The organism is Bacteroides sp. 2_2_4 (assembly GCF_000157055.1).
Lineage (GTDB): Bacteria > Bacteroidota > Bacteroidia > Bacteroidales > Bacteroidaceae > Bacteroides > Bacteroides ovatus.
This window is the reverse complement of record NZ_EQ973377.1, coordinates 11543-31760: the sequence shown is the minus strand read 5'-3', so window position 1 is coordinate 31760 and position 20218 is coordinate 11543. Positions and strand designations below refer to the sequence as shown.

At 37.1% G+C, this 20218-nt stretch carries 12 protein-coding genes; 2 read left to right on the top strand and 10 right to left on the bottom strand.

The window, feature by feature from the left end; translation table 11 throughout:
* Positions 1-84: 84 nt before the first annotated feature.
* Positions 85-1485 carry a DUF5009 domain-containing protein gene (locus BSCG_RS00980; RefSeq protein ID WP_008651685.1) on the top strand — a complete coding sequence of 467 codons (1401 nt, stop codon included), beginning with the start codon at positions 85-87 and terminating at the stop codon, positions 1483-1485.
* Positions 1486-1541: 56 nt separating this feature from the next.
* A complete protein-coding gene (locus tag BSCG_RS00985) occupies positions 1542-2573 on the top strand; it encodes an SGNH/GDSL hydrolase family protein (protein ID WP_050428075.1) in 1032 nt (343 codons plus the stop codon).
* Between the two features lie 683 nt (positions 2574-3256).
* On the opposite strand, the gene BSCG_RS00990 is transcribed toward BSCG_RS00985, so the two are convergent.
* The 10 genes from BSCG_RS00990 to BSCG_RS01035 all read right to left on the bottom strand — a co-directional run bounded on the left by BSCG_RS00990 (position 3257) and on the right by BSCG_RS01035 (position 20175).
* Entirely contained in the window at positions 3257-4462 is a 1206-nt protein-coding gene (locus BSCG_RS00990) for a glycoside hydrolase family 10 protein (protein ID WP_032849868.1), read from the bottom strand.
* A gap of 44 nt (positions 4463-4506) precedes the next feature.
* Positions 4507-5655 carry a phosphodiester glycosidase family protein gene (locus tag BSCG_RS00995; RefSeq protein ID WP_229097334.1) on the bottom strand — a complete coding sequence of 383 codons (1149 nt, stop codon included), beginning with the start codon at positions 5653-5655 and terminating at the stop codon, positions 4507-4509.
* A 121-nt stretch (positions 5656-5776) separates the two neighbouring features.
* Entirely contained in the window at positions 5777-8107 is a 2331-nt protein-coding gene (locus BSCG_RS01000) for a phosphodiester glycosidase family protein (protein ID WP_008777508.1), read from the bottom strand.
* 7 nt (positions 8108-8114) lie between these two features.
* Positions 8115-9518 (bottom strand): DUF5009 domain-containing protein, encoded by a 1404-nt coding sequence (locus BSCG_RS01005; RefSeq protein ID WP_004297578.1) that lies wholly within the window; start codon positions 9516-9518, stop codon positions 8115-8117.
* A gap of 28 nt (positions 9519-9546) precedes the next feature.
* The gene (locus tag BSCG_RS01010) at positions 9547-10431 is read right to left on the bottom strand and encodes a hypothetical protein (protein ID WP_008777507.1); all 885 of its coding nucleotides are present in this window, start codon (positions 10429-10431) and stop codon (positions 9547-9549) included.
* A gap of 40 nt (positions 10432-10471) precedes the next feature.
* Positions 10472-11347 (bottom strand): hypothetical protein, encoded by an 876-nt coding sequence (locus BSCG_RS01015; protein ID WP_004297580.1) that lies wholly within the window; start codon positions 11345-11347, stop codon positions 10472-10474.
* A 57-nt stretch (positions 11348-11404) separates the two neighbouring features.
* On the bottom strand, positions 11405-13198 hold the full coding sequence (locus BSCG_RS01020; protein WP_008777506.1) for a hypothetical protein: 1794 nt from the start codon (positions 13196-13198) through the stop codon (positions 11405-11407).
* A gap of 23 nt (positions 13199-13221) precedes the next feature.
* A complete protein-coding gene (locus BSCG_RS01025; protein WP_032849867.1) occupies positions 13222-15231 on the bottom strand; it encodes a family 10 glycosylhydrolase in 2010 nt (669 codons plus the stop codon).
* Between the two features lie 17 nt (positions 15232-15248).
* A complete protein-coding gene (locus tag BSCG_RS01030; RefSeq protein ID WP_004297583.1) occupies positions 15249-17135 on the bottom strand; it encodes a RagB/SusD family nutrient uptake outer membrane protein in 1887 nt (628 codons plus the stop codon).
* A 13-nt stretch (positions 17136-17148) separates the two neighbouring features.
* On the bottom strand, positions 17149-20175 hold the full coding sequence (locus BSCG_RS01035; RefSeq protein WP_008777503.1) for a SusC/RagA family TonB-linked outer membrane protein: 3027 nt from the start codon (positions 20173-20175) through the stop codon (positions 17149-17151).
* Between the last annotated feature and the right edge of the window lie 43 nt (positions 20176-20218).

The window sequence follows — 20218 nt, the reverse complement described above, 5'->3', positions numbered from 1 at the left end:
CTAAAAATAAAGATGCTCATGTAACGGTTAAAGTAACCGACCGTTTTGGCAAAGAATATATTCAAACAATCAATCCATAGATATATGAATAAACGCGCTTATGCTTTAGATGCCCTACGAGGTTATGCTATCATCACGATGGTGCTTTCGGCAACTGTTGCATGGAATTCTCTACCCGGATGGATGTATCACGCACAAACTCCTCCTCCGGACAGAGCTTTCGACGCCAGTTTATCGGGAATCACCTGGGTGGATCTTGTTTTTCCATTCTTTCTGTTTGCAATGGGTGCTGCTTTCCCTTTTTCGATCAAAAAAAGATTTGAGAAAGGGGATACTAAGTTACGATTGGTATATGAAGCTATCAAGCGAGGTGTGCAATTGACTTTCTTTGCTATTTTTATTCAACATTTTTATCCGCATGTTTTGAGTAATCCACAAGACGTGCGTGCCTGGTTATTGTCCATTCTTTGTTTTATTATACTATTTCCTATGTTCATTCGCATCCCTCTGAAAATGCCAGATTGGATGCGTACAGTTATCAAGGTAACGGCCTATGTAATAGCCATTGTCTTGTTACTGACAACTCAATATGCAAATGAAAGAACTTTTGATGTATCATTCAGCAATATTATCATATTATTGTTGGCAAATATGGCTGTTTTCGGTTCGGTCATATATATTTTCACCATGCAAAATCTCCGGGCACGAATAGGTATATTGCTGATATTGATGGCCTTGCTATTAAGCGGACAAGTCGAAAACTCCTGGACACAAGCAGTATACACCTACACGCCTCTGCCCTGGGTTTTCCATTTTGAATATTTACAATATCTCTTTATTGTGATTCCGGGAAGCATTGCGGGAGAATATTTGATGGGCTGGCTGAAGCAACACAATGATTCGTGTGTTGAATCTACTGATAAATGGAAAGCTATAATAATGATTCTTTTGACATTAGCTATAATTATTGTAAATTTGGCGGGACTTTATACACATTGTACAGTCTTGAACCTGATAATAAATATTCCGTTATTGATAAGTGGAGTCTTTTTATTGAGAAAGGGCACAGGATTTATAAAGCTTTGGAGAGAACTTTTCATAGCCGGAGCTTTTCTAGTTATTCTGGGATTATGTTTTGAACCTTTTCAAGAAGGTATAAAAAAAGATCCCGCCACTTTTGGCTATTTATTTCTCACTTCAGGTCTGGCATTTATGGCTTTGTTGCTTTTAAATGTGATATGTGACTATTTTCGTTGTGTGAAGAGTACCCGTTTTCTCGTAATGCCCGGACAAAATCCGATGATGGCTTATGTAGTAGGAGATCTGTTGATTATTCCTGTGATCAATTTATTAGGAATTGCATCATTGCTTGCTTATTTCAATGAGAATGCATGGATGGGATTTTTACGAGGGGTAGTTTTAACGGCATTATCAGTATTGGTAACGATGTTCTTTACCCGAATAAAATGCTTTTGGAGAACTTGAAACAATAATATTCAAAATATGAAAAGAAGAATTTGTTTTTTATAATGCTTTTTTTGATGTGTCATATATATGCCCAACTAGTATATCATGATGCATCAAAGTTCCCTCTATTAGGAAAAGCCACCGAAGCCACCGGAACACGATATGAAAGACTTCCGGATTCATTGAAAAATATCTCCTGTGCTCCATTATGGAATTTAAGTCGTAATTCTGCCGGAATGGCAATACGTTTTCGTAGCAATTCTACCACGATAGCCGCAAAATGGGAAACACTCATCAATTTTCACATGAATCACATGACTGACACTGGTGCAAAAGGTCTAGACCTTTATTGTCTTCAGAAGAATGGGGAGTGGCGTTTTGTAAACAGTGCCCGTCCGAATGGAAAAACAAATCAAGCAACAATCATTGCTAACATGCAACCGGAAGAGAGAGAATATATGCTTTATCTTCCTCTCTATGACGGTTTGGTTTCCCTATCTATAGGGATTGATTCGTTAGCTACTATCGATCAGCCTTTAATTGATTATCCGATTCGCCAGAAGCCGATTGTATTTTATGGAACCAGTATTCTTCAAGGAGGTTGTGCTTCACGTCCCGGAATGGCACATACAAACATTATATCAAGAAGACTGAACCGTGAATGTATCAATCTGGGATTCAGTGGAAATGCACTTTTAGATTTAGAAGTTGCCAAAGTGATAGCCGAGGTAGATGCCAGTGTTTTTGTTTTGGACTTTGTGCCTAATGCTTCTGTAGAACAGATGAAAGAACGCATGGAGACATTCTATCGTATCATTCGTAGTAAACATCCGGATACGCCAGTTATTTTTATAGAAGATCCTATTTTCACTCATACACTTTATGATGAGAGAATAGCTAAAGAAGTGCAAAGAAAGAATGACACATTAAAGGAGATATTCAATCGGCTAAAAAAGGAAAATGAGAAAAATATCATTTTAATCTCTTCAAAGAATATGCTGGGAGAAGATGGAGAAGCCACAATTGATGGTATTCATTTCACAGATTTAGGCATGATGAGATATGCAGATTTAGTTTGTCCAATCATTAAGAAAGCAATCAAATAAAATAGTGACGCTATCGGCTCGGTATAGCGTCACTATATGAAGCTTATAGCAACGCTATCCTATTGACATAGCGTCACTATTTTTAATACTCCTAATAGATGGCTTTTTATATGTTATATCGGTAAAAACAAATCTCCAAATATCAAAATGGTAAAATATCATTTTGGTATTTGAATGATGCTATAATTGAATTTATTCAGTCTCAATGCCAGGCGTAGAAAAGAATCGTACGGATTAGTGATTTGTATAATTCAGGAATCAAAGAAATTCTTCTATTATAGAGCATAATCATTATTATTGAATATTATGCGCTGCATAGTGAATGCATTTATCAATCCATACATGCTTTTTGTTTAATTAAACAGAGTCCTAAACACACTTCTAATAAATCAAGAAATCCTATTTTCACGAGTAAAATATACTTCCTTTTAAATGTACGTGGCGTTTCTTATAAACCAACCTTGTGTTTCTTTAAAACCAACCGTACGTTTCATTAGAATCAACCGTATGTTTTTCGCAAATAATACGGTAATTTATATGCAAATGACCGTTCTTTTATTCGTAATTATGCATATAAATACCATATTTTATTTATTTACTTCTCTACTTAATGTTCTTCCTCAAAAACTAAAAATATTAAAAACAAACAAATCATGAAATAGAGTTTTCGTTTGACTTTTTTTCTATCGTTTTGTTTTTCTTGAATTTGTTGGAAACATAACTTTATACTGGTATATTTGTTTTAAGACTTTCCTAACAGAAGGATTATCAATCCCCTTATTATAAAAATAAATTTCACTATTAATCCCCAACTCCCGGTTTATACGAAGTTGCTTTTGTAATAGTTCCGGCGACATTTTGGAATTACTTCCCTCCATCAAAATCATGCCAGGTGCAAACAATTGGTTTGGATTATTCTGATGTATATACTTCAAAACTTCTGAAACCGTAGCACGATAAGCGTCAACACTATAGCGATAACACTGAACAGCTAACAGGTCACAAACTTTCTCTTTACACCAACGAGGCCATTCCTGCATCAGATTCTCTTCACACCAAGGATAGGGGTTCGGGGCGAAACTAATCATTACATTTGGGCTCTTTGCTTTGATTCTTTTATATAATCGTTTTGCAAAGGTATTTAAAATATCCAAACGCCAATGTACCCATTCCGAATTATTATAATCTACAGGAGGATTATTCCCTTGATGTTGTGACTGATAAAGAGAAACTGTATAGGTATCATATCCGGAATTCCGAGGCATAGCGGGAAAGCGATCATCCCCTTGAATACCATCTAAATCAGGATAAAGCATCAATGCTTCTTCTATAAGTTCTATTAAGAAATTCTGCACGGCAGGATTATAGGCATTGAAATAGTAATCATGTTGATTATAATTAGCAGGGTGTTGTTGATTGTCTATTCCTAGCCAGTGGGGGTTCTTTGCTAACAAAGGATTATTAGGTGATATCGGACGTCCTTCTCCCATAAAGCCATACTCAAACCAGAAAAACACTTTTATATCGTGTTTATGAGCTTCATCAATCAAATCACGTACCGGATCATTAGTTGGACTTTGATATTGCTTTGAATATCCACTTAGTAAATAGCTTTCTTCTTGTGTTTTATAAGTAGAATAATGCATCAACACGTCACTTCTATATATCGTTTTAGTTTCCGCATAAGATACAAGAAATATGGAATTCATATTCAACTCATCCAATGTCTTTACAAAATCTTTCACTCCCTGATAGGAATGTAATACAGGGGTGAAACGGGGAGCAGGGACCCAGACTCCCCGAATCCCTTGCTCTGTTGTTTTTGCTATGCTTTGTAGACTAATAAATAAAATCGAAAGACATAAACAAAACCTTAACTTTTTACTCATAAATAATAATTGGTTGGTTAATTACTAGTATTCTATAATTACCTCTATTTTATTGCTACTGCTGTTGTTACAGAACGTTGTGCACCATCACTTGGCTTGATAGTCTCCTGTCCATTAACCAACATACAGCTCGAACCACCGCCATCCAGATTCATAGCATCCAGGCAACCAAGATCTCTTAAAATATAAGCGACCTCCTCTAATGTGAATCCCGGAACATTAGGTGTCTTATTTCTTCCTTCACAAACAAAAAATATCAATCGGTTATCTCCAGTAATACCAATAGCAGAACGTGGGTTGTTACTGGTTGGTCCGATACCACTGGCAGTATCGAATAATTCTGCCTCCCATGTATTTTTATACAATCCGTTTTTTAATAGTACAGGACCTCCTCCTATTGCATTTTTAGCTTTCCATATAGAAGCTCCCTCCGGATAATTTACTGACGGAATCTGCATAGGGGAAACTCCTGACTTATTAGGTGAAGGAGCGGGATAAGCATAGGTTTGACCGGAAGATACAGTATATACCCAATTTACCTCAAATTTGCCATTCTCTATTTCTCCAAAAGCTGAACGAGTGGGATAAAATGCCACATTTGAGGTTCCATCCGAACGCGACATTGATTGCAAATTAGGAGCCAACATTACATTGTTTCTATAGAGTAAACTCACAGTGGCGCCATTGGAAGCAAAATACCCTCCATTCATCACAATTGCAGGTTTTACAGATTCTGCATTATAAAATTGTGTGAGTGTTTTTACTCCTGTGGCATTTCCAAGTACACTAAAACTTGCATTTTTATCCATATCAGCTACGGCAATGTAAGCTACTGCATTTTTACCTTTTAAAGTAGAAGGTGATTTGTATATAGCCAGATAATCGGGAAGAGTTTCCCATTCGGTCGATTTTACCCACCCCAAAGTTGCCGGATCTACAATATTATATTCAGTGTCTATTATAAAATGATATGTTATTATCTCTTCTTTGTATTTAAGAGTAACAGAAGCTGGCTTGGTGAAATCATATACGGACTCTGTATTTGCTGGTTCTACCATTTCTACCCCTTTAGCCAAAGTTAAATTTACGTGTACATTGGATAAATCTCCTCCTGTTATCAATTTAATGAAAATAGTCCTGGAGGGAGTATCAATTTTAATTTCGTCAGTTTGCATATTGGTTACTCTAGCCATAAGTATATAATTTATGGAAATAGACTCTTTTTTATCTCCACAGGCTAATAGTATAAAGACATAGTAGAATAACAATAATATTCTAATAAAGATTTTCATCATATCATAGTTTTGGATCATACTATCTTGCAAATAACACAGTAGCAACCGGTCGTTGATGATGATATTTATTACATGGTTTTATAGTCTCTTTACCATTAATCAACATACAGCTCGAACCTCCTCCGTCTAAATTAAGTGCATCTACACACCCGAATGATCTCATTAACCGGGCAAGTTGGGCTAGAGTCATACCTGGAATATCCGGTGTTTGTTCGCGTCCTTCACAAACAAATAAAATCAATTTCCCGTCTTGCGTAACTCCTACCGCAGAACGAGGCTGACAAGTCTGTGGATTTATACCACTTGCAACGTCTAATAGTTCTTCTACCCAACTATTACGAATCGTTCCATCCTTGATTAATATAGGACCTGCACCAATTCCCATTTCGGCAGTCCAGACTTTTGCCCCTTTTGGAAAGCCTTTTGATGGCACAGATAACGGAGGACGTGTGGAGCTGTTTAAGGCCGGCATATCATACGCATAGGTTTGTTGAGCCGATTTATATATCCAGTCAACATGATATGTCCCATCTGTATAAAGACTGAAAACTGAACGGGTAGGGTAATATGCAGTCTTTTTACCTTCCAATAAGCGATTCACTACAGATATGTTGTCAGATAAGATTTTTCCATTTTTGCATATAAGACTAACAGTCCTTCCATTAGCAAAATATCCTCCATTTAATACAATAGATGGTTTTCTTTTTTCAGACTGGTAAAATTCTATCGGAGTTTTTACCCCACTATCTGCACCTCCGACATCCAAACTCCCTCCTTTCTTGGTATCTACAACTGCTATATAAGCATTTGTTCGTGTACTTTCAATCCATTCCGGAGAATGATAAACACTAATGTATTCGGGTAACTTCCCAAAAGTAGTGACACGGGTCCATCCTAGCTTTTCAGGGTTCTGAAAATCCATTTTTCGCAAGTCCATCCGAAAAGGAGCTGCTGGTAATCCGGCATTGTTTACCAGATTTCCACGCAGAAAATTACGGAAAGCATAACGTACATAAACTGGTTGAGCCACTTTGTCACTCCATACTTTTACACGAGAGGTTCCATTTATGATTTCGGCATTGGCTGGATAAAATATACTATCTTCACTTGCAATCTCAAAACCTACTAAAGGCTCATTCTCCGGGTTTAGTCCATCATCTGCATGAGCAAAGAGAATTTCAATTATCTTTCCGTTCTTCATATATGAACGATGGATAGGACCACTATATTCAAATCCCTCTAACTGATATGTTTTAGCTAATGCCCAATACGCTAAACGCTGGCCGATCTCTCGTTTTTTGGGCGCATGAATGAATTTCTCCGAACCAAGATCGTTTGTGAATGCCATACCTGTATTAGAAACTTCATGCATACTTTCCAATTGCGCTTCTCGAAAGATGGCCCTCTGAAACGGTCGGTCTACAGGTGACGCAACAGGTGCTATTTCTGTATAATAAATAGGCAAGTCTTTCGAACGGAACAATGCTCTGTTTTGCTTGGCCCACACAGCAAACAAACGCTGATATTGTTCCGGCCGTGCAGAATTAGACTCTCCTTGATACCATATCATTCCTTTAATATTATAATTCTCCAGCGGTTTAATCATGGCATTGTATAATACGGTAGGAGTACCATTAGCATATTTCAATTGTGGATTCTCTGCCGGAGTCAGATCGACTTCGGGAAATTGCAGGAGATTTTCTTTACTAATCCATGGCTCAATTGAAGACCCGCTCCAGGAGGCATGAATCAACCCTACCGGTATTCCTAAAACTTTCTGTAATTGATCGCCATAATAATAAGCTACGGCACTAAAAGTAGAAACAGACTTTGGAGTGTTTTTTTCCCATTGCCCTGTTACATCCTCTTCCGGAATACTACTGTATGCACGTTGCACTGTAAACAATCGTAATGAACGATTAGGATTTGCATTTACTATCGTATTCTGTGATTCTGCGGCAGGTTGGCCCCGAAAGCCTTTCACGGGCATTTCCATATTCGATTGACCGGAGCACAGCCAGACTTCTCCAATCAAAACATCATCTAATAGCAGTTCTTCACCATCTGAAATACGAATAGTGTACGGACCTCCAGCTTCCGGAGTTGTGACGGTTACTATCCAATCTCCCTTTTTATTACTATTCACTTCCTGCTGTTGTGCGTTCCATGAGGTATATATGGTAACTTTCTTATTAGGTGTAGCTTTCCCCCACAGCCTTACTTCTGACTTTTGTTGGAGCACCATCCCGTTACCTAAAATAGAGGGGAGCTGAATTTTAGCTTCACCATAAGAGCAATAGGAACACAGGATGAAGATGATATACGTTATTTTCTTTATTAGTAGTTTCATATCTCGATTATGTTCTCCAGAACCATTTAAGTTTTGTGAAAATTATAGCTATTAATGTCGCCAATGCAGTGATAATAACTCCTCGTAAGAAACCGAGCCAGGCATTTTGCTGAAGATAGGCTAAACATGATGCTACTCCTATCAGATTCAACATAGGCATTACTACCAAATTAGTAGCTACATAGGCAATCATAGGGTTTTGTCCTGCCATTTCCAATGGGCGTGTCAATCGCCGATATTTATAGATATCACATAGAATTGAAAAAACAATCATCGCCATAAAGGCAAGACCAGCAGTAACAAAATAGTAACTGTAGGTTGAATCATCCTTACGGATTCCGCCTTCATAAGCTTCAAAGAATAAACCTAGCATAAGTAAATAAGCTCCCGCAACAAATAGTTTTCTCCAATAATCCATGTTGTTACTTCTTGTTTTCAGAAGCCAATAAATACAAGCTAAAATAACAACTGTACCACCTAAGTTTAATAATAACTGACGCGTATACAGACCATACAGATTAAAGATAATAACCCCAGTAGTTAATAATAGAATTAGGGGGATTTTCCTTTTCTCTTCTAAAGACGAAGCGGCCTCTGTTCTGTTTTGTAGCCATTCTTTTAAGTATTCGCCGGCAATACTTCCGGGAATGATAATAAATAAGTATTTCAAATAATAAAAACTATACATCCAGGGAATCGGAGAATAGTTCATCAGGACCTTCACCCAAGAGCCGTCAGTTTTACTTCCTAGAAAAACAGCCATAATAAATGGGAGAATAGCTATTCTGGCCCATTTATTATTTGCCGTAAACAAGTATGCCAAAGAACCGAAAATAGACATATTTGCCAAAACTAGAATAATAATATTACTATATGACAGGCTAAATTCTCTGCCATTAGCATAACTTACAGTAAGTAACATGAAAACGCCTAACATATAAGCAGATAGCTGTATCCCTCCACGCAACCATTTAGACATTTTAACCGGAATTCTCATAAACATGGGAAACATAAGAACAAATGCCGATAGGGCCAACAACCACGACCGCACATCTTGAGGAGAAGATGTTACCCAAGGATACATATGCTGGATAAAAATAGCAAAGAAAGTTAACCGGAATCCACGTAATATACAATCCCACGCTATTTTTAATTTAGATTCTCCTTTTTCCAGCTTATTACCAATAGAAAAAGGGAAAGCTGCTCCCATTGCAAATAAAAAGAATGGGAAAACTAAATCAACCCATGTTATTCCGTAAAATGATGGGTCAAATGCAAAATTAGAGCGGGGACCCACTTGTGCATGGTACATCCATCCTGGTAATACTCCTGAAGCAATGGTACCCGATAAAACCATAGTAATAATGGCATATCCTCTTAATGCATCAAGAGAGAAGGCTCTTTTATTCATGACTTATTATTTGAAATATATCTATTTGTTAATATCCTGCACCATTAATCTCTACAGATTCAGCACCAATCTTCTGTTCTGCTTCTGTTGAATTAATATCGAAATACATAGCATCCGGACAACGCATATCAGTATATCTTCCTGTATGAAGTGGAGCTTTTACTATTTTACCGTCATACATCCTGAATAAAAAACTTTCCTTCCATTGAGCACCTTCAACTTTTGTTTTCGTGGCTTGTGTCGGTTTTCCTTCATTAGATACCTGGTCAATAGCATTTACACGTTTAAATTCTCCACGAGTTCCTTGTTTGTATCCGGCACATTCATATTCTGACTCATAATGCTTACCATTACCGTCCACAATAAATTTGAGAACTCCACTTCTTATGATCTGAATAGAAATTGTAACTTCCTCACCCGGATACCAATAATATTCTTTTTGCGCAGGAGCATTTGAATAGTTAGATGCCTGTCCACTTGAATGACTTGTGCGTCTCATGAACGGGCGGAATGCTTTTCTTTCAGCGCTGATATTGCCTTGTTCATCTTTTATAACTTCCCAAGTCAAACCTATATCAGTCTCCTGTCCACCCATATTTCCTCCTAAATATATAGAAGGATTATCAAGGTATTGTCCTGGTTTACTAGGATTCTTACGATCTTCGTCAAAAGTAGCTGTAGGTAACTTTATAGTTCCTCCGATGCCTAGCCATAAATCTTTACTTGTTACGGCTTTATGATAATAGGCACCGGCAAAGCAAGCAATACTCGCTTGTGGCTTTACCTCGTCTTTAAAGTAAGTGTTAATTGGATCTGTGGGTTCTGGTTTCGGTTCCCCATCGTCGCTACTGGAACAGTTGTAAAAACCCATAGCTAAAATCACGAATAATGAATAGAATAAATATTTTTTCATCTTACATCATTTTTGTTAATCAATAATATTCTTTTGAGGATTAGTATCCATTTCCATTAATACTAATAGTTTCTGCTCCTTTTTTTCGATCTTCGTCAGTTGATATTATTTCAAAGAAATGAGTGTCCGGGCAACGCATATCTGTGAAACGTCCTTCATGAATCGGCACTTTCACTATTCCATCTTTATTTTTTCTAAAATAATAACTTTCATCCCACCGACTATTCAGCACCTTTGTTTTTGTAGCTTGCGCCGGTTTACCTTCATTCGCAACTTGGTCAATGGCATTCACCCGCTTAAAGGTACCCAATTCGCCCGGAATATAACCTTCACAGTCATAGTCACATTCAAAACGTTTCCCAGCTCCTTCTATTACAAAATGTACTTTATGGGGTTCTAGTACTTGAAAATACATTGTTACTTTTTCTCCTGGATACCAATAATATTGATCTTCCGGTGGGGCTTGTGCATAATTCGGCTCTTGTCCGTTAATATGTTCACTGCGTCTCATAAACGGACGAAAAGCTTTTCTTTCTTTGGATAGCTTACCATCTTTCTCTCGAATAACCTCCCAGGCTAATCCAAAATCCGTTTCCTGATCTCCCATATTACCTCCCAAGTATACAGATGGATTATCTAAAAATTGCCCCGGTTTCTTTGCGTTTTTTCTTGTTTGATCGAATGATAATTGAGGTAAAGTAACAGTTCCTCCAACTCCCAACCAAACATCCTTACTGGAATTCACTTTGCGATAATAGGCTCCGGGAAAACATTCGATGAACTTTTCAGGTTTCACTTCATTCTTAAAGAACGTTTCTATTGGCTTGGAAGAAGATGTTCTGTATTTATGAGAGCATGCTGTGCCTCCTATAATGAGACAAGCAAGAAAAAATATATGATTATAATTCTGTTTCATATTGATAAGAGATTAAATAGGACCATATCAATTAGGTATGGTCCTGTTTATTAGTTGTTATTTACACGCTATACGATAGAAGTATAAGCCGGAACCGGTGCAGCCAAATACTGCATATAGTTCATTGTTTTTCACCATTAAACAAGCAGAAGCTGTGCCATTACCATTAGCCCCCGATGCTTCCATTGTATAATTGAATATTTGATTATATTTACCATCAGTTATATCACAAATGCGCATAACACCTTTTTGATCTCCCGAATATGCTGTATATGCTACATACACACGGCCATTAATTGTTGTTACATCTCCACCACTGGTTCTAACTCCAGAACTTCTGGAAACTTCTCCCATAGTACTGTTCATCCAAATAAGACCATTAGTTGCACTTGTACTAAAGAATCCCATATATCCGGTCATACCTATAGGCATCGGAACCACGCTCCAATAGTAACTTGGAGTAGCAACAGGAAACGCATATTTTTGAGGAGTAGGATTCACAACTCCATTTGTAACTTTCCAAACAAAGACATCTACTGACTGTGCTTTAGTAGCAACTATTGTAGCATCACCATCTAAATCACCAATAATGCCAATACCAGCTAAACGAGGAGTCGCAGATTCACCAAGAGCTGATTTATCATATGAAATAAATTCTTTAGCTTCTGCTGTTACATTACTCCAACGATATAATACAGGTTTATCTCCAGATAAAGCCAATGAAGTTCCAAGAATATTACCTTTGTCATCTGTAGCCATTAGACGTATACCATGTCCTGCAATACTTAACCCTTTTTCATTCAAATTTTCGATTTTATTACCTGTATAGTCAAAATATGCTGGGGTTTTCTTAGTTGAAGAATGGTTGCCGGCAATAATATAAGGGTCACTAATTCCTACACTAATTAAGTTGTCGGATCCAAATCCGGCTAATTCTGTATAGTCTTTTTTGAATACAGGTTCTGCAGAAATTTGGGGTATACCAATAGTGAACTCTGTTGTTACCCCATTACTTCCTTTGATTGAAACCTTATTGTTACCATTCATCAAATTTAATCCTTGTCCAGTGAAAGATTCATCTATTTTATTTCCAAATCCAGTAGTCAGTTCTACGTTTACAGAAGTAAAATCCATTAACGCTGGAATATACGGAACTGCTACATTCTTATCATCCGTAAGCACATAATCTGTTTCAACTCCATTGATCGTCATCGTTTTTATAGATGCAGGACCTACTTCTTCCGTAGTGATAATAAACTCATAAGTATAGATTGTTTCTTCATCTACACCTTTTATTTTAAAACTTCTCGGATTTGTATAGTCTAGTGTAACACCATTCTGAAAGTCCATAATTGTTCCATTAATATATTCCATGGTAACCTTTAGTGTTGTCAAATCAGTTTCTTCCGGAACCTGGACAATCAATGATTCTTCACCTGTATGAATGTCACTATTAGGAACAGTCATTCCTTCTATTATGAAAGATACCAATTTAGGAGGAGATTGGATGCGCAATTTTGTTTGTACAGTGGTTCCATCAAATCCATTCAATGTTAAATCAAGGGGTTTACGAGCATCGTATTCCTGATCATCTATAAAATTAGCAGTACCATTTATAACCAGTAATTGTAATTTAGCTTTAGATAAATCGACTCCGGCGGGAATCAATACAGTCGTCTCTGCTGCACTGACAGAAGAAGGTGTGTATAATTCATTATTCACTTTGACTCCTACTATTTGCACAGATTCATAGGCTCTGTTTTCGTCATCATCTGAACAAGAGCTAAAAGTTACAGTAAAGAGTGTAGTAATACACATCATACTGAATATTAAGTTTATTAGTTTTTTCATCTTTCACGAGTATTATATGTTCATTATTTTTTCTTAATGGAAAAAGCTATTTTCATTTGTTCGAAAAAAGTATTCCAATCAACATAACAATTATCGAAAATCATCAAACCTGATGAATTCTTTAGTGAAGCCCCAAACACTTTTCCCTGATCGGTAACACTTAAATCAGGCAAACTCATTGAACCTAACAATGGAATTTGTCCACATGTAAGGATATTCCCTAGAGTAATGTATCGATTGACTTCTTTAGGCGTTTTATAATAAGTTCCGATCATCAGAAAGTCTAAATTGTTTAAGTAACTTGTTTTATTGTAATTTTCTCCGTAGATTTCACTATCTGGAAATGATAATCGATCATCATATTTAAATTGATTACTAGCCCAATTTACTCCATTTTGATAATATACTTCATACCAGGACCCTACATAAGCTGCCATTTTTAAATCCGGATTCTTTTCAGTTTTATACTTATCTACTAATGAGCGAATACGTCCGGTAAAGTCACAAATAGTTTGAGAGCGGAAAGTAATCCATTCTTTAAAGAATTGACCTTTTACTAATGTGCCTTCTTTGTCTATTTTGAAAGCATCAGCAGGAAAGTTCTCTAAAATTTTGCCTTCTTTCTCCAGGTATTCTTCAAATGCGTTTCGAGTCACATGACTAAAGTCAGCATATAAATTATCATAACGACAGCGATCTAATACGATACCATCTATATCATAATTTTTTAGAACTTCTTCCACGCGCAACAATTGAAAGTCCTGCACTTCTTTATTAGAAGGATTTACAAAAGCTAAAGCTAACAGTTTACCTTTAGCAGCTTCTTTCCCTCTTGTACTTTCTGTGATTTTCAATAGTTTACCTTTGTCTTCGGGGCGTTGCACTATTTCCTCCCAGTCTTTATGTTCATGAAGAATGGCATAATCATTTACAGTAATATTTCCTTCTGTGAAGAAATTAAAACTAGTATAGACTTTGAGTCCAATCTTATGTGCTTCCTGGAGTACAACCTCCAGCAAATCAAATCCATCATCCTTCACTTGTTTATTCGGATTTTTGGTTGCAGTTAGATAAGGAGTTTTTGAAAGATCGTTTTTGCGGTAAGAAACATATCCTTCTGGTCCTTTTACATCTAACCCAATGGAAGTGAACCCTGCTTTCTTTGCGTTATTAACCATAGTGGCTACAGCTTCTCTATTAGTTAACACCTTTGCATTAGGAAACTGCTCCACCCACATAACCAATTCACTCTGTTGTTGATTTGGAACTTTGGAGAATATGGCAACAGACTTACGAGTAATTTCTTTCCCTTCTTTTTTCAATATCCAATTGAAGAAATTAGTACCATCATTCAGAGTTAACTGATTACGAAATAGCCCCTTTGTTGTAACAGCTACTGGTTTTGTTTCTGTTCGGTTTTCTATAAACAACTGATAATTGGCTTTTTTATCATAATTAGCAATACAACCGCTTAATGTAGTCTTACTTCCTACAACAGTAAATAAGAAATCATTATCCAATTCTATTTGAGGCGGAATACTCTCTTTGGAAAAAGCAATCACTTTATCCAATGAATGTACTTCTCCATCAATCCGCAGCTTTACAACATCTCCTACATGGAAGTTCTCGGCAAGAAATTTACGGTAACCATCCTTTAGATAGTCAGTATCATAACCAATTAATGTAAACTCTGCCTGTCCCAATGTTATATCCAAAGGAGCGCTAAATGCTGGTTGAGCATTTTTAGAGATTACACCATTCAGGACTTTAATCACTTTCATATCTCCATTTATCACTACGGCTGTATATGTGCTTTGAGTCGATTTTATAGCTTTTTTATATTCCGTAGATAATAGGACAATTCCTTTATCTTGCTTTTCCCAGGCAGAATTATTGAATAAGTCTATCTGCTTTTCAGGACCGCGTACAGTTAATGTCGGATCCGGACTTGCAGCTTCAATTGTCACTACGGTCTGTGCCGATATAAAAACCGGCACTAACAGTAATGATAATATAATAATTAATCTATTCATACTAAACACATTAGATATTACTCACCATATCCTTTATTTTGTTCTAACCAAGGACATTTATTTCGCTCTGTTTGTGGAACAGGCCATAAGTAATGCCTATTATTCCAACTACGGCCTTTATCACGAGATCTTAATTTATCACCATATGCTGCATAACTAGCAATATCATTGATATCTCTGTCCGATCCTGAAGCGCCATAAGAAGGAACCATATCCGGAGTAGCCTGCTCATATCCATCAGGATATTTGCCTGTAGCCGGATCTACACCTGTCGCTTTCGGATAACCATAAGTGGGTTCAGCATTCTGAATATCACCTGTTCTCCAACGACGCATATCAAATAACATTAATGCCTCTTTGGCTAATTCCACTTTACGTTCACGACGTACAATTTGACGCATCTTTAATTGATCATTCTCACGTGTCGGATCAACACTTAAGATACCAGGCATACCTACACGAGCTCTGACGCGGTCTATTGCATTTACTGCCGTTGCATCTAATTCATTAAGTTCTATTTTTGCTTCGGCATACGTCAAAAGAATCTCTGCAAATCGCATAATCAGGATATTATAGCTCGGATTAGCGTTTGCCTCATCATCAAAATGGTTATATTTCTTCCAGGCAAATCCCACACCACTACTTACATATCCATATTGAGCAACAGCACCTGCATAATCTAAGTTGGCAACCAACTTTTCATTACCGTCTTTATCCCAAGAAGTAGTTTGAGGATTATAAACTTCCATCAAGAATTTCATTTTATTATCTCCACCAGTATTACCGATGATAACGTCATGATGAGTGTAAACCGTTTCTTTTAAACGAGGGTCACGACTTTCAAATGGTTTCTTGGGGTTATATCCGGAACCTGTTTCATCAATACGTTTACCATTTTTCATTTCATAGGTATCTACTAACTGTTGAGTAGGAAAACGCCCACTTTGTCCAATCATGCGAACTTGTTCGCCTAGAGACATGTATTGGGTAAAAGAATGAATTTGGTTGGAAAACATCATAAATAACATTGTTTCCTTTTTTACGTCTTCTTTTAGTTGCCCTATCCGGGTAAACAGATCTGCATAATTAGTAGCCAGATCACGTCCACTTTCGTCTATAACTTTTTTAGAAGCTGCTGCTGCAATTTTAAAGTATTCTGTAGCTTTAGCCTGATCTTTTTCACCATCCATACCAAAACCAAATTTACACCATGAACCGGCATATAAAGCCAATCTGGCTTTCAGTCCTAATGCTACCGATTTATCGACGCGTCCATAATTGGCCGCTGTCCAAGGTAAAATATCCGCAGCTTCGTCCAATGTTTTTAATATATCATCTACAACTTCTTTCCAAGGTGTACGAGAAACTTGCTTTGTTTGTTCCTCTGTGACTGCAGATGTAAAATATGGAATATCACCCCATAAAGAAACTAGTTGAATATAATAATGAGATCTCAAAACCTGAATTTCTGCAAGGTAGGTTTTGGCCTTATCACTTAATTCATTATAAAAAGGCTTAGCTCCATCTAACACTGAATTACATCTTGCTACAGAAGTGTATAGAATAGACCACGTTTGTTCTACTGTGAAATTCGTACGTAACTCAATATTGCCAACGCCGATAGAACTATTGTCTGCGCGTTCGATACCATAAGGAGTATACATATCCCATAATATACAATAAGGTATACTACTAGTATTACTATGGTCCATCAGTAGACGTTGGTAACACCCATTAGCACCTTGTGCTATTGCACCATCGTTATTGTAAAAGTTGGATGATAAGTATTCACTCATAGGCTCTTTGTCTAAATAGTCACTACAGCCCGCTATCCCTAATGATAATATCAAAGCTCCACTTGCCAGAACCTTGTTATTAAATATATATTTGATTGCTTTTTTCATAATATCTGATTATTTAAAATTTTAAATCAATACCAAACGTAAATGTTTGCATAATGGGGTAGAATTCCCCGCCAACAGAGCCGCTATATGCAACCTCCGGGTCATATCCCTTATAGAAATTACTAATAGTAAATAGATTCTGTCCACTAGCATACACTCTCAAGCTACCAATATTTAATTTTTTAGTCCATGAATTAGGTAAAGTATAGCCTAAAACAACATTCTTCAAACGACAATAAGAGGCGTCTCGTACCCATTTATCAGATTTTTGATAGTTAGGGCCCGCATTGGCTTCAGGAACCAAAATCGGGTATGCTGCATCCTGATTGTCCGGAGTCCATGAATCCATTTGATGTCTGAAAAGATTTGAACCATTGGCAAAAGGTTTAAGACCAACTCCGCTCATGTAATTTACACGTTGTCCTACTCCTTGGAAGAATGCTGTAAAATCAAAATTTTTCCAACCAGCATTTAATGTTACGCCATATTCAAAGTGCGGGAATGGGTCACCAAGATAAACCATATCCCGAGTATCAATTGTCATAGGATCGGAATCTTCCCCCTGATAAACTTTAACATACTTAACAAATCCCGGACGGGCATCTCCTAATTTTGGAGAATTATTGACATCATCCCAGTCCTTATAGTATCCGTCAGTCACATATCCCCAAATACCTTTGTTAGGATAACCCTCTACCATTGTTTTATCTTGAGAATTAAGTCCGTTTAGATTAGTAATTTTGTTGCGGTTGTCACTTAAAGTAAATGTTACTCCATACGTAAAGTCATTTAATTTATTTTTATGACTGACACTCACTTCCCAACCCTTGTTGGACATATCTCCTGCATTGGTATACGCGGGACTCATTCCTACATAGTATGGTAATGGGAACTTCATTAACATATCATAAATATTTTTGATGTAATAATCGGCTGTAACGCTTAACAAACCATTCCACAAACTGAAATCAATACCAAAGTTTATTTGCTTTGATTTTTCCCAACTGATATTAGAATTAGCCAACGTCGTTTGGGCAACGCCTGATACTAATTCTTTGTCTGCTTCATCACCACCTAAATAGTATCCGTATCCAGTAGCAATGGTTGCAGCATAAGGATAATTACCGATGTTTTGATTTCCCAAAAGGCCGTAAGAAGCACGTACTTTTAAAAAGTCAAGCACTTTACGGGTAGGTTTCATGAAGTTTTCTTCAGATATGACCCAACCGGCAGATACCGAAGGAAAAAATCCCCATCGATTATCTCTGGTAAAGCGGGAAGAGCCGTCGTAACGACCATTCACCTCCAGTAAATAGCGCTGTTTATAGTTGTAATTCAAACGAGCATACCACGACATCATAGCCCATGAATTTGCCCCACCAGAGGAAGTTGCGGTTGCAGAATCTCCATTACCTAAATAATAACGTCCTAGGTCGAAACCCCTTTTTCCACCAGAGAAAGAAGTGTTCAGATTATCTTCTGCCTGGAAGCCGACTAATATTTTTCCATAATGGTCAAAGAATTTATTTTCATACGAAGCTTGTGCACGATAATAATTTCTAACGGTTTCGCTCCAGCTCTCTGTTAATGAATCATCTGTTGGATATGATCCCATAATTTGGCCTTTTAAAGACGTTGTATATGGGGTTATTAAAGCTCGTTCTCTACTTGTGGATTGACGACGAGAGTATTGTCCAACAAGCTCCAATCCCTTAATAGGAGTTAGAGTTAATGTACCGTTTACTACAGCATCCGTACCTTTACTTATTTTTTCTCCGCTATCATATGCCTGCGCAGTAGGATTCATTCCATTCTTTCCATATCCCCAATTTCCATCCAGCTCTCTGGCAGCAGAAAGAGTGGGCAACATATATAAAGACTGATTGATAATCTGTTTGGGAGTACTCAAACCCGGATTTACTTTTTTACCTTGTCTTAATGCTGTTTCAATACTAAACTTAGCCCATGGAAGTATTTGAGCATCTGCATTTAAACGAAGGTTGGTACGACTATAATTATCATTAGGTATCAAACCATCTTGATATAGATAAGTACCAGAACCGAAGAAAGTCAGTTTGTCACTACCACCACTAATTGTTACATTATGATTATGCATGATTGAATGACTTTTCATCGTTTCGTCTTTCCAATTTGTATCATACCTGTTCCAATTATCTGGACGTAATGTTTTTTGTTCTTCTATCTGTTGCAGTTGTTGAGCTCTTTGTGCATCGGATACTGTAATTTCTGCATTATCCCAAGCATTTAGTTCTGCTTGTAAATACTCCCATGCAGCCACCGGTTCGGGCATGTTAGTCGGGCGCTGAATTGTCAGATAGCCACTATACGTAGTTGTTATTTTTCCTTTTTGTCCTCTTTTAGTTGTAATAAGGATAACACCATTAGATGCCCGGGAACCGTAAATTGATGCAGAAGCTGCATCTTTCAGAACAGAAATGCTCTCTACTGTATTGGCGTCTACTTGGTCGATACTCATTTCAATTCCATCAACTAAAACCAGCGGATCCGTATTTGAATTAATAGAACCGATACCGCGAATTCGAATAGAGCCACCATCACCACCAGGTTCACCGGAAGTTTGCTGAATAGTCACACCGGGCATGGCACCTTGTAAAGCAGTAGATAAGGATGCTACGCTTCTTTTTGTTATAGTTTCAGAACTAACAGAAGATACGGCTCCGGTTAATGTAGCTTTTTTCTGTTTAGCATATCCCACAACTATTGCTTCTTCTAGCTGGATAGCATCAGTCTTCATCTTTACATTTAGTACAGAAGTATTTGCGACTAGTTCTTCTGTCCGGTAACCGACATAAGAGAAAACCAATTTACTTCCTTTCTTTACTTCAATAGAATACTTTCCATTAATATCTGAAATTGTTCCTTTAGACGTACCTTCAACAAAGATACTTACTCCTGGCAATACATCGGATTCATCAGAGACAACTCCTTTCACAATTAAATTCTGTGCTTGTATACTGACAGAACTTAGCATTAAAATTAAAAACAGAATTTTTCTCATAATATTAAATTTAGAACTAATTAGGATACTATATTTTTTATTT